Source organism: Aquimarina litoralis (genome assembly GCF_039523995.1).
In the GTDB taxonomy this organism is placed as follows: Bacteria; Bacteroidota; Bacteroidia; order Flavobacteriales; family Flavobacteriaceae; genus Aquimarina; species Aquimarina litoralis.
Genome location: NZ_BAAAGE010000001.1, coordinates 1,180,315 through 1,194,619, shown reverse-complemented (window position 1 = coordinate 1,194,619; position 14,305 = coordinate 1,180,315). Strand labels below are relative to the sequence as shown.

The window sequence follows — 14,305 nt, the reverse complement described above, 5'->3', positions numbered from 1 at the left end:
CCTAATTCAGGAGTTATTGATATTACAAATAGTGATTCTGGGGATTATGTAGTAACCTATACCACAACTGGAACTTGTCCTAACTCCAGTCAAGTAAATGTAAATATAACTGAACTTGATGATGCTAGCTTTAGCTATGATCAATCTTTGTACTGTAAAGATCAATCCGAAACAACACCTGCTATTACAGGATTAACGGGCGGAATATTCGCTAGCACAACTGGATTGGATATTGATCCTGATTCTGGAGTTATTGATATTACAAATAGTGATCCTGGGGATTATGTAGTAACCTATACTACCACGGGAACTTGTCCTAACTCATCTAATTTTGAGATTACTATTAATGATCTAGATGATGCATCATTTTTATACACTGATTCCGCCTTTTCAACCACAGCTCCAAACGCAATTCCTATTATTACAGGGATAACAGGTGGTGTTTTCACCGCAATTCCAATAGGATTAGATATAGATAGTAATACAGGAGAAATCAACTTAACCAATTCAGTACCGAATACCTATACTATTACACATACCGTTGCCAACATTTGTACTAATTCATCTAGTGTAAATATATTAGTGATAGATGATACACCTCCAATTGCAAGTATTACCTCTACCGAAAGCAATCCTACGGCTAACTCTTCTTTTGAAATCACAATTAATTTTGATGAAGATATTAGTGATTTTGGTTTGAATGATATTATTGTTGATAATGGAACAATAAGTAATTTTTCTGGAGGAGGTCTCTCCTATCAGGCAACCATAACAGCAATCACTACAGGAATAGTTACAGTTTATATTAATCCTGGGAGTTTTAGCGATCTGTATGGGAATCAAAATGCAGTTTTAACAGAATTTATAATTAATTTTGACAACACCTTAAGCGTTAATGATGAAAACCTCTTAGAAAGACTTAAAGTTTATCCGATACCATCCAAAAAAATAATCAATATATCTGGTGAATTAAGTTTTAAATTAGAACGTATTGAATTTTATGATATTCGGGGTAAACTAATATTTTCTAAAACATTAGATGGTCGTAATATTTCTAATAGTATAGATATTTCTTCATTTCATTCAGGTTTATACTTAATGAAAATATTTTCTAAAACAGCAGCTATTACTAAAAAAATAATCAAAGAATAAAATTGTCCTTTTGGAAGTTGTAGAATACAAAAATTCTTTTGTAAAAGCGCAAAACCGGAACACACATACATAGTTCTTTTTAGTTAGATTTTTGAAAGAACAATTTATTCATGTTATTTATTACTATTAAACTTTCGGATACCCCAAGCAATTTTATAATTTCGATACAATAAATCATATAGAACCATCTCGTGCAAACGATTTTTAGATCTAAACAACCTATTCATAAGCATATGAATATAACTACTCATCCTATCATCTAATGTTAATTTATCCACCTTAGATTTTATACTTTCGACTATAGCTTTGCTATTTCTGCTTTTCTCTTCAAGCACTTCAATAATTGGTATATAATCCGGAGCTGTTTCTTTACTAAGAATTAGGAAATTTTTAATCTTATCTTGCTCATTTCTAAACTTCTTATCCATTTGCTTTTTAAGATTTTTATTCATTCCAAACTCTGCTCCAAAACCAGTTTTTAACCGCTCCATTAAAACCAATTTCTGATCCTCATCATATCCAAAATCTGTTAACAACTGGTCGATTGCCCTTATACCAAACAACCACCTTAATTCTTCTCCTTCATCTCCATCGATCAAATCGAGAAAATCTACAATCATTTTGCTATCCAGAAAAAACAATTCTTCTGAAGCTACCATTGTATCAATCCCATAACGTTCAATCTCTCTTTGATACGTATCCAACTGTATTTTCCAGATTAAATCTTCATCAGAAAATTCTTTTAATCCTCCATACAATGCATTGATGACAGCAGCTACATTTTCAGGTTTGTTATAATGAAACCTAATCCTAATATGATGTTTAGGATCGTTATATCGAATAAAAAACCACTTATCAATAACACCTCGTTCTAAAAGATGAATCGCAATCGGTTTAATAATTTCTGTTAGAATCAGATCTGAAGTTTTGGGACCAGTATATATTTTGTAGTATAACCATTCGCTACCTACGATAAAAGCTCTTTGTATACTGTTCATTAATTCTGTATATTTTTTAGTTTCTTTTCGTTGTAAAAGGACACTACAATTTGATTTGTAAATGCTTTATCTCCACTCTTTACAATACTATCTTCGGTATGCAAAAACTCTTTTAACTTAAACTTGCTTCTTTTCTTTATGGTATTCAACAACATTTTCATTGATGTTATATTTCTAGTATTTACAAGCAACTCATTATCGCCATCTGCAAGTAACACGAAATTAGGCAGTTTCTTGTCAGCAATAAATTTGTTTAATTCTTCCAAGAATTTTTCTTCATCCTTTAATACCCCTAAAAGCTCTTTAATGTCTTTAGAGGATATATTCCATATTGCACTAGAAAGTATAACATCTTTATACTCTACTCTAGGCAAAAAGTCGTATTCATCAGCAAAAGGTCCCCAATCAAATCCTATTCCGCCTCTTAAATTTTGAGTTTGCATATTTGCTAAAAACTGATAAATAGGTAAAGCATTACTAGAATAATTATGTGCATTTGTTAAGTGTGGTATTACCTCTTTATCAAATTTTTTAGATCTAAGCTTCACTTTACCTCTTGGAGTTGCTGAGATCATAAGATCATCTAACAACAACTGATCTTCATCTTTTAGAATAGATTTTGCCAAATAAGGTATTTCATACTTTCTAAAACTAGGTCTCATTAAAATATTACCAACTCTTGATTCCGGTAAATGAACAATCTCTGCAAGAATTTTATCTGGATTCAACTTTGTCTCTATATCGATCATTTCTTGGGTATAAGTATTTAGCTCCTTATCTCCGTGACAAAATCTACCCAATAAATTTGCTCCGCTCGAACCTCCACAACTAGACATTATTATTTTTTCCTCAGAACCCTCTTTTACCAACTCCACCATGGTAGAAATTGTATCGGGTAAATCTTCCCAATTCTCTTCTAATCCATTAAAATCTTCATCAGTTACTATCAATATCGGTTCCTCTTCTTTAATACTTTTTACTAATTTCTTCTGAAGTATTTCATTAATAGATGACCATTTTACATCTCTTACAACTACTTTCTCTGGTTTATAAGGCAAAATAAGATCATCTATTATCTGACTTACATCCCCTGAATCTTTATCTTGCAAAAAACCTATACCAAGTTCTACATCCAGAGCATTAGACAGTGAAACTTCTCTCCTTTCGTATCTTTCATAAAATGCTGTCCTAAATCTAGAAATAAAAGTTTCTTTTGGTGGTAAGGTTAATTTATTAATGATAGAAAGCCCCTTTCTTATTTTTCTTATTGTATCATAACTAAGGGTATTCGATTCCACAGATAAACTCATATCTGTCTGAAACATATATTTTAATTCAAAATCTGTTCCTAGTTTTTTCAGTGATTCACTAAGTTTTATATACTCATTAGCAGTATTCCCAATATTTTCATCAATCCGATTTAGAGTAGATTGAACATTTTCTAATTCAGAAATAATATGCTCAGTTCCCGATAATCTTTGTAGAACTGGCATTATCTGGTTCAAAAATTCTGGTCCAGACAAAGAGGGTTCTAATTCACTAATCAATAACTGACTTTCTACCAATTGATTCAGAAACCCCAATGCTTCTTCTATCGTTATATCGTCATCTACCAATAATTTGGCTAAATCTCTTAAAAGAGCACCCTTTCTTGCTTGTTTTAATATTATTTGTAAGTATTCAGAGTCTTCTACTGCTACAATATGATGAACCCTTCTACTCTTTATATAAGAGTATTCTACATATCTTAATTGCTTACCAGCTTTATAGATACTGGTATTGGGGAAGAAGAGTAATTGCTCTTTAATTTTTTCATCCTTTACAATATCCTGAGATAACGCTACCAGATAGTTCATATCTAATCGCGTATGGCGATTATTTTTTGATTTATCCGAAAGTGTAATGTTTGCAGTTTCCGAAAAGTTCCCTACTGCAGTTCCTGCAAAAATACCGAAGGGCGTGCACCTGGAGGACATTCTGCTCAAATACTTTAATACGGAATGCATCATACGTTCTGAAGCCATTTTTTCGGTAAGATTCCCAGCTAACCATTTTTCAAATTCATGGTATAAAGAAGGTGAAGCCAAAAAAATTGCTTCTTTAATAATCACATCAGAACATATTTCCTTTAACTTTTCTTCTTTTAGTTCATTACCCTCAGTTAACTCCTTAAAAAAGGAAAAAGAAAAAAGGGGAGCACGCAAAACATATTTAGGAAAATTTTTATAGCTCATACATTTTCAATTTCAAATTAACTGATTAATAAACATTCGTCCCATTTTGTCTCAAATGTCGCCAAATAAGAAATAATACTTAGTCCTATTCCAGCGATACCTTCTAATAAATTCATTTCCTTTCTCCAGCCTTGATCCTCTCCTCCAAACCATTGTTTATACCCCACATACCCATCTATGTGCGTTGCCATATCAATACCTTGTTGCATCCAAAAATTTGCCGTTTCCTTAAAAATCTTATTGTTAGTTTCTTTATACATATAATTGTAAATCTGTACCATCCCAAAAGTACCGTGGCACAAACCATTATCTTTTACTCTGGTTTCCTCGAGATCTCTGCGTTTACAAGATTGTTCTACTGTTTTTATTCCTTTTTTGGCAATTATATCATTGTCCAATGCTCTCCCCACTCTATATAAAGTAAGTCCAATTCCTAAATCACCATAACACCAGGCCAAACGTTCTTGACTACTCTTCTCCATTCCATCATAAACCCAGCTTGGGAATGATGAAGAGCAAGACATATCATTATTTTCGTATTTTAGAATAAACTGTGTTGCTTTCTGAAGTATTGGCATAACCTGATCTCTAAAATCGTCGTACCTTACTAAACGTGATAAAAAGTTTATAATACTTGCCATACCATGAGACAAACTTAAATTAGCAGCAATAATTGCTGTTTCTTTACTTATTGAAGTTTCCCATCTCATCGTATCACCTTCCTCTATAGCTGTTCGTTTGAGGGAATCAATAAGCTCTAAGAGTTTTAGTTTATAGTTGGCTTTTAACGTCTCAGATTTTGTATTTTGATATCTTTTGAAGAAATAAAAACCAATTCCTATAGTTCCATGTAAGAAATCATAAAACTTATCCTTTTCTCCCATTTGTAGGATCGCACTACTTAGATATGCATCCAAATCCGCCAATAACTCATCACTATCTATATCAATAAAGCCCTCATCGTCCAATAATTCTATGGTCCAACCTGCACCTGCAATCCCAGTACAAAAGGTAGGAAAGCTATAGCCTTCATTTATTTTTTCGATTACTGTAGATATCATATCTACTCCAACATCAGCATGAGCATCATTATCAGTAAATTTTGCATAATAAAACTGAAACAATGCAATTCCTGATATTCCAGATAAAACACCTACATGTTGATTATCTGTATAATTTTCTGAAAGGATAGCACTGATTTTTTCTAGCTTATCTAATAAAATAGATTCTGTATTCATTTCTCTCTTTAAAATATACTATAAAAAAACTGCCTAAAAGTAAGGCAGTTTCAGCGTTCAAAATATTAAAAAAACTTGTATTATGACAGGTACTATGAAATCATTTTAAAAAAATATAGCACCTAACATAATTTTATTAGAAACAATATCTTCCTGGAGGAGGACAACTATTAAAAGCGTCTAATGTAGGACAACAATGTGTAGGGTCGATACCTCCCTTGATTTTATTAAGATTTAAGTCACTAATTGTTTGTTTTTTAAGCTCCAACTTTTTCAATGATTTTTTCATGAATGTAATTTTAATTAAGATACCTACTCTTTTTCTAAGGTTTTCGGTTACCCCTTGCTAAAAATGAATTGTTAACAATTTCTCATTTTGTTCTTCTACCAAATTAGCACAGAGAAACGCAGCAAAAAAGTATAATTTCCGCATTTTAGATAAAATAAGGCATAAAAAAAGCTTCAGGAATGAAGCTCTTTTTGATGTGTCTAGTTATTTTTAATTCTAAAATACTTCTCGAGTAGATTGACAAACCACATGTGAATCACCTTCATGTTCTGTTGGTATACAATCTCCACCTTGTATTTTTCTCATAGCTTCCATATTGATCCTAGCTATAGTTAGCTTTTTAAACGTAATCGTATTTTTTTGTTTATCCTTCATGAGTGTATGTTTTGTGTTTTATTTATTCATAAGCAAATGCGAATAATAAATAATTGTTAGATACTAGAAATATAGTTTTTACGGTGGTTAAATCATAGTTGGTAATCCTCATTTTGAACAAAATGCGGTATTTTATATAGCCAATTTATCCCTTTGACTAATTTGCGGGCAATTTCTCTATATTCTTAATATAATAAGAAGGATTTAGACCTGTTTTTGCTTTAAAATGTTTAGTGAAAGAGTTATCACTTTTATATCCAATCTCACTAGCAATCGAACTAATAGAAAACGATCTGAATTTCTTATCATTCTTAAGTCGTTTCAATACATAATCAATTCTTAAATCGTTTATATAATCGTTAAAACTTTTCCCCTTATAGTTATTAATGATTCTAGAAAGATAGGTAGCATTTGTTTTCACCTTTTTTGCTATCGATCTTAGGTTGCAGTCAACACTCAAAAAATACTCTTGATTTTCTAGTTTATCTAATCCTTTTAAAACTGCATCAATTTTTTCATCATCGATAATAATTTCCTTAGTAGACTCTTTACTTTCAATATTTTCTTGTTTTTCTTTCAATTCAAAGTCGGAAATTTTTTGAATCAATTCGTTAAAAACTTTCTTATTAGCTTTTTGCTTTCTAAAATATGTAATTAGTATAAAAATGAGGGATAATACTACCACGACTAAAGCCCACAAAATATAGCTCTTAAGCTTTTGTTCTTTTTCTTGTTTATTTTCAAGCTTTCTAATTTTATTATCTAGTTGTTGTGTACTTTGATCAAAGATTTTGTGAACAGTCTTATCTTTATCTTTCTGAAATTGATCTTGTAGTTCCTGATGTTTAGAAAACCATAATACAGAAGCATCTATATTTCCAATTTCCTTGTAGCTTTTTGCAAGTAGCATATGCGCATCAATTACCCTATTTTTCCTAAGATCATTTTCTTTTAAAGCATTTATTGTTTTTAATAAATAAGCAACCGTTTTTTCATAGGATTCTTTTTCATAGAAATAACTTGCTAGAAAATAATTTACATTAATTCTTTGATTCGATCTATCGTTAACTTCTAATTCATTTAAGATTTTTTCCGCGTTGTAAAAAAAACTTAAGGCTTGATCATAGTCCTTTCTTTTAAAAAAAACAATCCCTTTTTTGGTATATAAATCTGCTATCCCTATTTCATAATTTAAAGGTGCACTAATAGCTATACCTTTATCCGCATATTTCAGAACTGAATCGAACTGTTCTAAATCTAAAAACACCTCACTTATTATAGTTAGTACGTTTACATGATTTTTCTTATTCTTATATGATGTTCTGTCTATGAAATTCAATAAGCTTCTGCAATCTTCCAATGCTTTTTCTAATTGATTCATTCTTCGTAACACAATAGCTATATTAGACTTGGCAACAATTTCTTTTTTAAGATTCCCTCGTTCTTGTGCCATTTGCAACACTTGATGATAGGTATCTAAGGCTTTTTGATTTTGCCAATCTTGTAAATAGGAATTTCCTAATTTTAAGTATGCATTAGAGAGGGTTTCATTATCCGAATTGCTTTTTGCTACATCAATAGCTTTTTGAAAATATGAAATACTTATTTCTGATTCTTCTTTTCTATAAAAATTGTATCCAATATCGATATAAATCTCAGAAAGATCGTTACCTGAAATGTTTTTGCTTTTTAATATATTTTCATAAACAGAAGCTTTTTCCCTTCTAGAGTTTTTAATCAAGTCTACTAGTTGATCAATACTTTTGTTTTGGATTGTATCTATTCCTATAATTTCTTCCTTCTGCGCACTTAGCCAAAAAGTAGACAATAACATCCAATAAAATATACATCTTCGTGTATACCTATTAACAAAAAAGCTCATTCAGAATTGTATTGTGTGATCATCCAAATGTAGCAATTCTTTTTAATTGACCTTCAATAGCGAAGTGAAGTAAAAAATTATCTAAAGTTAATTGTGCAACTGGTAGACTGTCCAAACCACTTTACTCTGTTGCGAGAAGCTAATTTATAAATTCCATCGCGTATCATTCTGGGAACAAAGGCTAACAGGGCTGCTACTCGTTTCCACTTTGGAATTTTAGAGACTATCTTAATAAAACCATCAGAGTGTGTATGTGCTCCATTTTCATCTATTAAAATCACGGTATCTAACCTTTCAGTTGGGTAGCCGTGTTTTTTTAATAATTCTTGGCCTTGAGGAGATTGAAAAGGAGTAAAATGGAAAAGATCTTTCGGAGCAAATTTCATCAACCAACCTACAACACCATTACATAAATTGCACTCACCATCGAAAATCACAATACTTTTATTAAAAGAAGTTTCCATTTTATTGATTTTTAAGTTTTTATACGATCATAGTCGTATAACTCCATCAATCATTTCAATACTTCTATCAGAATTATGATAAATTTTAGAATTATGGGTGGCAATTACTACAGCTTTATTTTTGGTTCCTGTAATTTCTTTAAGCAAATCGAATATTAATTCTGAGTTTTTTTGGTCTAAATTTCCAGTAGGTTCATCTGCAACAATTAATGAAGGATTATTTATTAAAGCTCTTGCAATAGCTACTCGCTGTTGTTGTCCACCAGAAAGTTGATATGCAGGGCGTTTAGCAAAGGATTTCATACCCACTTCGGCTAATAAACTCATAGCATCATATTCTATCTCCTTTTTACTTTTTAAGGAAAGCTTCATGGCAGGCAACATTACATTCTGAAGGACATTAAACTCTGGAAGTAAATAATGAAATTGATATACAAAACCAATATGTTTATTCCTAAAATCAATTAATTGCGAAGCAGTTAACCTTTTAATTTTGTGATCATATATTGTTAGATCACCATCAAAATCAGTATCTAACGTAGACAAAATATATAATAAGGTAGATTTACCGCTTCCAGACTCACCAAATACAGATACTAACTCGCCTTCAGAAATTGATAAAGAAACATCGTGTAAAACCTGATGCTTTTCTGGTTCTGTAAAATATTTATTGATCTGTTTAGCTTTTAAAATCATATTCCTCTTATAATCGTTACTGGATCCACTTTACTCGCTTTTTTAGATGGGAAATATCCAGCGAAAGCAGTTGTCAAAACACCAAAGAAAAATCCCAAAACGTAGTAAAAAACCTTAAAGTTAATAGGATACGTTTCCACAATAATAAAATCCGAAGTATCCAAGGGAGTTGTAGATAATAAATAACTAATACAATATCCAAATAAGATGCCTAAAAATGCCCCTAACACACCAATAATAATAGATTGCAGCAAAAAGATAAATACAATATCATTGCTAGAATACCCAACGGTTTTCAAAACGGCAATATCCTTTCTTTTCTGAATTACGGTGATATTTAGAATATTATAAATCCCAAATCCTGCAACCAAAAGCAATGCAAAAGAAACTGACCATGTTAGAATGTCTCTTACTTTATTACCAATGACAATAGTTTTATTATTATCCTTCCAATCTTCTGTAGTTATCCCCTGAAATTTTTGAACCAAATCATCTTTGATACTCACATCATCCCTATCCTTCAATTTAATGTGAATATTAGTGATATGATTCTTCTGACCTAATAAACGTTGTAATGTTTCCGCAGAGGTATAAGTTCGTACGTTATCAATTGTGGTAATCCCAAAACTAAATATTCCTGAAACTTCTAATTGTTGATTTTTACCATTAGGAAGAATCATTTTAATAGAATCCCCAACAGAAACTTGCAATCTTTTTGCCAAGCTTATACCGATAAGGATGGTATTTTTTGCAGATAAACTCTGAAACCCTTTTCCTTCTATCAATCTTCTTTCGAGATCGACCATAGTATCTTCCTGAGTCGGAAAAACTCCATTAATACTGCCAGGAAGTTGCTTAGCATCACTTATTAAAATTGCTGGAGAGATTATTTGATGCGCAAAACCTTGCACATTATTCTTATCCTTTAAAAAAGAGTCGATTTTATCATAGTTGTCTAAAAAGCTTCCTTGACTTAATATCGAATTAGCGTTCGGTTTTTCTACATCCTTACTAATAATTATATCAGGACTTCCATTAAAAACAGCATCATCTAAAAAATCATTCACTCCAGTCATAAAGTTAATCATCACTATGAAAGTAGTTACTCCTAACAACACACCAATCATTGCCAAAAAACTCTGTTTTTTCCTAGCAAAAAGATACTGCATTGCAATAAATACGTTTGTTTTAGTAAAGATTGTTTTAGACATATGCAATAGGTCGCTATCGAACTTTAACAATTACAAAGACTATCTATAATAAAATAGCATTTTAGAAACTTTTCATACCTATTTCTTCTTCTTACTACTCTTGGCTAAAGGATTAAAATCTAGACATAATTGTATCCAATATTCAAGATCTTCGTCCATATCAAAACCTTCTGGAGTTACAAAAACATATCCTTTCATTGGTCTTCCTGTAAAATCCATTGGATAACACCCAGTTCTGTTGATAGCAATAGCATAGGCTTCTTCTCCTATTCTTGCCATTAATAAATCGGTTTCCTTCTTTTTATCAAAATGAATTCCACAACACATTTTATCATCTACCATAAAACAAAGACCTCCCATCATTCTTTTGGTATAGAAATTTGTTCTTTTGTCTTTAAAAATCTGATGAATCCGATCCGAAAGGAACTCACTATACGCCATTACTGAATTGCTTTAGTTAAATACTCATTTACAGGACGCATTATCTTCCAATATTCCATTAATTTATCAATCAGAGATTCACTTATAATTAATGAAGATGGTTCTTCTCCAACAAAATAGAATTGTTTGTTCCCTATTAATGGTTCAATTTTGTAGGCTTCTTTCCATTCTTTTGGAATTCGCTTTATTGCTCTCCCTTTGATTTCTCCAAATCTCTCAACAAAATGTTTTTCTTCAATTAGTTTTCTAAAATCTTTAGGATTATCACTGATCTTAGTTCTTAGATTAAACAATTGTTCCTTTGTAATACCAAAACATCCTCCCATAACTCCAACCATAATAGGTGACAATCGCAAAAACAAACCTGGAACACTTTTATCTTTTCGTCCACCCTTAGATATAAAGGCCGTGTAATGTAAATTATACGGTGATTTATCTTCCGAAAAACGAATATCTCTGTTTATACGTAGTACACAATCTTTAGCATCAATTTGCAATGTAGGGTCGTACTTCTGTATTTCTTGAATCATTTTACTCACAAAAATCTCAAAAGGTCTCTTTACACTTGCTTCATATCTCTTTTTATTGGCATGAAACCACTCTTTATGATTATTAAATTCTAATTCCTTAAAAAATTCTACAAAGTCTTGTGTGAAATATTGCATCGTCTAATGTATCGGTTATTAAATATAGCAAAACACTATCTAGAGTAACATAAACATTCTGAATTTCTTATTGAACTTCCGTTGGATAGTATAAATCTCTAGATAGTTTTAGGAATATTAAATAGTTTATTGCATAGAATGAAATGCAACCCTATTTCCTTCTGTATCTAGAAAAATTGCCATAAAACCATTTTCTCCTATAGAAGTTTTAGGCATTAAAATCTTTCCTCCAGCTTTTTCTACTCTCGCTAAAGGAATGGAAAGATCATCTCCACCATTAAGATAGGCAAATGTACCTTCTTGTGATGGTGTATTTCCGTTTCCATGCGTAACACAGCCACCTACTCCACCATCTTTGTATGGAAAAAACGCCATTTTAAATTCCATCTCCATGGGTTGTAGTTCTACATCTAAAAGCTCATTGTAAAATTTTACAGCTCTTTCAAAATTGGTGCTAGGTATTTCAAACCAGCTAATTGCATTTGACATAATAAAATAAAGTATTGATTAAGATTCTCTCAAAGGTATACGATAAGAATCATGAAAAAAAGTATTATTTTTGAAAAAACATAGGTTTCTAAAATGAAAAAAAACGAAGAATTATTCTATTTAATTAAGTCATTGACAAAAAGTGAGAAGCGTTATTTTCGACTAAGTTCCAAAGGAGGAGAAGACACTGAATACCTATTGCTTTTTGATGCCATAGAAGCGCAAAAGACCTATGATGAAACATTAATCAAAACACAATTCTCCGACAAAGCTTTTATAAACCAGCTAACAACCATAAAGAACTACCTAAAACAACGTGTTCTCCAATCTCTTAGAAACTATCACGCCAAAATCTCCATACAAGCTGAATTAATCAGCATTATTAAGAATGTCGAAATTTTATTTCACAAAGGATTATATACTATTTGCAATAGTGAATTAAAAAGAGCAGAAAAAAAAGCCATCAACTTTCAACAAAATGTATTGCTTTTTCAAATAAAAGATTGGAAAAGAAAAGTTTATCAAGCCTTACATCCTCAAGATTTCGAAACCTTAAAAGATATTATCACAGAGCAGAAACAATGTTTAGACTCCACAACCAACTATATCAATCTTTTATTAGCCAATACAGACCCCATAAACGCGTCTTTATCTCACAAAAAAACAAATCATCTACAGAACAAAACGCTAAAAGCACTTCATTTATACAGAAAACATCTTGCCTCCAACAATCCAAAAAAGGCAAAACAACTCATAGAAAAACTGATCAAAGAATGGGAACAACAGCCAGAATTGCTTAAAGAATACTTTACCACATATTTCTCTGTCTACAATAATTATCTAGGATATCTTGTCTTTGAAAAACTATATAAAGAAGCATTTGTTAGAATATTATTCTTAAAACAAAAAGCATCAGAAATTACAGTAAATTCCGCTTCATTAATTAAGGAAAAACTTCGGCTGTACAATATAGAATTAGAAATTCACAGAAACCTAAAGGACATTCACAACACACAAGAGGTTATAGAAAATATTCATGGTTTTATAGAGGAAAACAAAAATGTAATTCCAGATAATTATTGGCTTTCTTTTAGATTTCAGTTTGCCAACATCTACTTTCAAAAAAGAGATTTTCAGAAATCTCTTCACTGGATCAATGACATTCTAAACAATATGACAAAAAAAGACCGTAAAGACCTTATCACCTACACCTACTGGCTCAACCTTTTAACACACTACGAACTAGGAAATGGATTTTCTATGAGATATTTGATAGATGCACTAAAAAAACATATTAAAAAGAAAAAAAACATAGAAGTCTATGAAAAGCTCTTGTTAAAACTTTTAAGCAAAACTGTCGAACTTCCTGAAAAAGCAAAGAAGGATGCTTTTGGGGAGTTAGCTTTAGAACTAAAGAAAAACCCCATACCAAATTTCATATTAGGTTATATCAATTTCAACCAATGGATTGAGCAGAAATACGAATTATATTCTTTATAAGTAATGTTGTGTTCTTTTTTTTAAAACAATACCTTAGTGCTTTACACAAAACAAAAGTACGTTTACGTAGTATGGACGATGCTATTAATCTTCTCAAAACCACTCTTCATAACTTTCATAAACTCACGGACAAAGAGTTTAAAGAATTTTTAAAAATTTCTGAATACAAAACATTAGCAAAAAAGGAATTTCTACTACAAAACGGGCAATACAATCATGGGATTTTATTTGTTACCAAGGGCATTTTGGGCCTATACGAGCTCATTAACACTAAAGAGATTTACACTTCTTTTTTTAGTGTATCTAATTTTGCCACAGAAATATCCAGCCTGGCTTCTCAAAACACTTCCAACAAAAATATTGTAGCCATTAGTAATACAGAAGGTTTTTTTATTAAGAGAACAGAACTTTTACAACTCTATGACAAATCAATATCCTTTGAACGTTTAGGAAGAAAACTACTCGAACATTTATTAAGTGAGCAGCACACCTTTACAACAATGCTAACATCGCTGAAACCCGAAGATCGATATAAATATTTATTAGAACACAATCCAGAACTTATTCAGCAAATACCAATTCAATATTTAGCATCTTATATTGGCATAGCTAGAGAAACTCTGAGCAGAATTCGAAGAAGAATGCTCTAATTACATTTTGTGATCATCGTC

General features: G+C 31.2%; 15 protein-coding genes. 3 read left to right on the top strand and 12 right to left on the bottom strand.

Translation table 11 applies throughout. The annotated features are described in order from the left end of the window. A partial coding sequence (locus ABD077_RS04750; protein WP_343910983.1) for a T9SS type A sorting domain-containing protein occupies nucleotides 1-1,152 on the top strand: 1,152 nt, incomplete at its 5' end. Nucleotides 1,153-1,265: 113 nt separating this feature from the next. On the opposite strand, the gene ABD077_RS04745 is transcribed toward ABD077_RS04750, so the two are convergent. From ABD077_RS04745 to ABD077_RS04690, 12 genes are all read right to left on the bottom strand, one after another. Next, a complete protein-coding gene (locus ABD077_RS04745) occupies nucleotides 1,266-2,150 on the bottom strand; it encodes a thiopeptide-type bacteriocin biosynthesis protein (protein WP_343910981.1) in 885 nt (294 codons plus the stop codon). Then, nucleotides 2,150-4,384: a lantibiotic dehydratase family protein gene (locus tag ABD077_RS04740; RefSeq protein ID WP_343910979.1), complete on the bottom strand. Its 2,235-nt coding sequence runs from the start codon at nucleotides 4,382-4,384 to the stop codon at nucleotides 2,150-2,152. The genes ABD077_RS04745 and ABD077_RS04740 overlap by 1 nt, the downstream gene beginning before the upstream one ends. A 17-nt stretch (nucleotides 4,385-4,401) precedes the next feature. Next, nucleotides 4,402-5,622, bottom strand: coding sequence for a lanthionine synthetase C family protein (locus ABD077_RS04735; protein WP_343910977.1), 1,221 nt, complete (start codon nucleotides 5,620-5,622; stop codon nucleotides 4,402-4,404). 136 nt (nucleotides 5,623-5,758) lie between these two features. Then, nucleotides 5,759-5,911: a hypothetical protein gene (locus ABD077_RS04730; protein WP_155839727.1), complete on the bottom strand. Its 153-nt coding sequence runs from the start codon at nucleotides 5,909-5,911 to the stop codon at nucleotides 5,759-5,761. A 216-nt stretch (nucleotides 5,912-6,127) separates the two neighbouring features. Next, nucleotides 6,128-6,286, bottom strand: coding sequence for a hypothetical protein (locus ABD077_RS04725; RefSeq protein ID WP_343910973.1), 159 nt, complete (start codon nucleotides 6,284-6,286; stop codon nucleotides 6,128-6,130). A 157-nt stretch (nucleotides 6,287-6,443) separates the two neighbouring features. Further along, nucleotides 6,444-8,168, bottom strand: coding sequence for a helix-turn-helix domain-containing protein (locus tag ABD077_RS04720; RefSeq protein ID WP_343910971.1), 1,725 nt, complete (start codon nucleotides 8,166-8,168; stop codon nucleotides 6,444-6,446). A 77-nt stretch (nucleotides 8,169-8,245) separates the two neighbouring features. Further along, nucleotides 8,246-8,632: a thiol-disulfide oxidoreductase DCC family protein gene (locus ABD077_RS04715; protein WP_343910969.1), complete on the bottom strand. Its 387-nt coding sequence runs from the start codon at nucleotides 8,630-8,632 to the stop codon at nucleotides 8,246-8,248. A 27-nt stretch (nucleotides 8,633-8,659) separates the two neighbouring features. Next, entirely contained in the window at nucleotides 8,660-9,328 is a 669-nt protein-coding gene (locus ABD077_RS04710) for an ABC transporter ATP-binding protein (protein WP_343910967.1), read from the bottom strand. Next, a complete protein-coding gene (locus ABD077_RS04705; protein ID WP_343910965.1) occupies nucleotides 9,325-10,539 on the bottom strand; it encodes an ABC transporter permease in 1,215 nt (404 codons plus the stop codon). The genes ABD077_RS04710 and ABD077_RS04705 overlap by 4 nt, the downstream gene beginning before the upstream one ends. Nucleotides 10,540-10,617: 78 nt before the next feature. Continuing rightward, complete coding sequence (locus ABD077_RS04700) at nucleotides 10,618-10,980, bottom strand: TfoX/Sxy family protein (RefSeq protein WP_343910963.1); 363 nt, start codon at nucleotides 10,978-10,980, stop codon at nucleotides 10,618-10,620. Beyond that, the gene (locus ABD077_RS04695; protein ID WP_343910961.1) at nucleotides 10,980-11,645 is read right to left on the bottom strand and encodes a DUF2461 domain-containing protein; all 666 of its coding nucleotides are present in this window, start codon (nucleotides 11,643-11,645) and stop codon (nucleotides 10,980-10,982) included. Before ABD077_RS04695 ends, ABD077_RS04700 begins: the two co-directional genes overlap by 1 nt. Nucleotides 11,646-11,771: 126 nt before the next feature. Further along, a complete protein-coding gene (locus tag ABD077_RS04690; protein ID WP_299610841.1) occupies nucleotides 11,772-12,134 on the bottom strand; it encodes a VOC family protein in 363 nt (120 codons plus the stop codon). A 93-nt stretch (nucleotides 12,135-12,227) separates the two neighbouring features. On the opposite strand from ABD077_RS04690, the gene ABD077_RS04685 reads away from it, so the two are divergent. After that, a complete protein-coding gene (locus tag ABD077_RS04685) occupies nucleotides 12,228-13,634 on the top strand; it encodes a hypothetical protein (RefSeq protein WP_343910960.1) in 1,407 nt (468 codons plus the stop codon). Between the two features lie 71 nt (nucleotides 13,635-13,705). Continuing rightward, complete coding sequence (locus ABD077_RS04680; protein ID WP_343910958.1) at nucleotides 13,706-14,284, top strand: Crp/Fnr family transcriptional regulator; 579 nt, start codon at nucleotides 13,706-13,708, stop codon at nucleotides 14,282-14,284. Nucleotides 14,285-14,305: the final 21 nt, after the last annotated feature.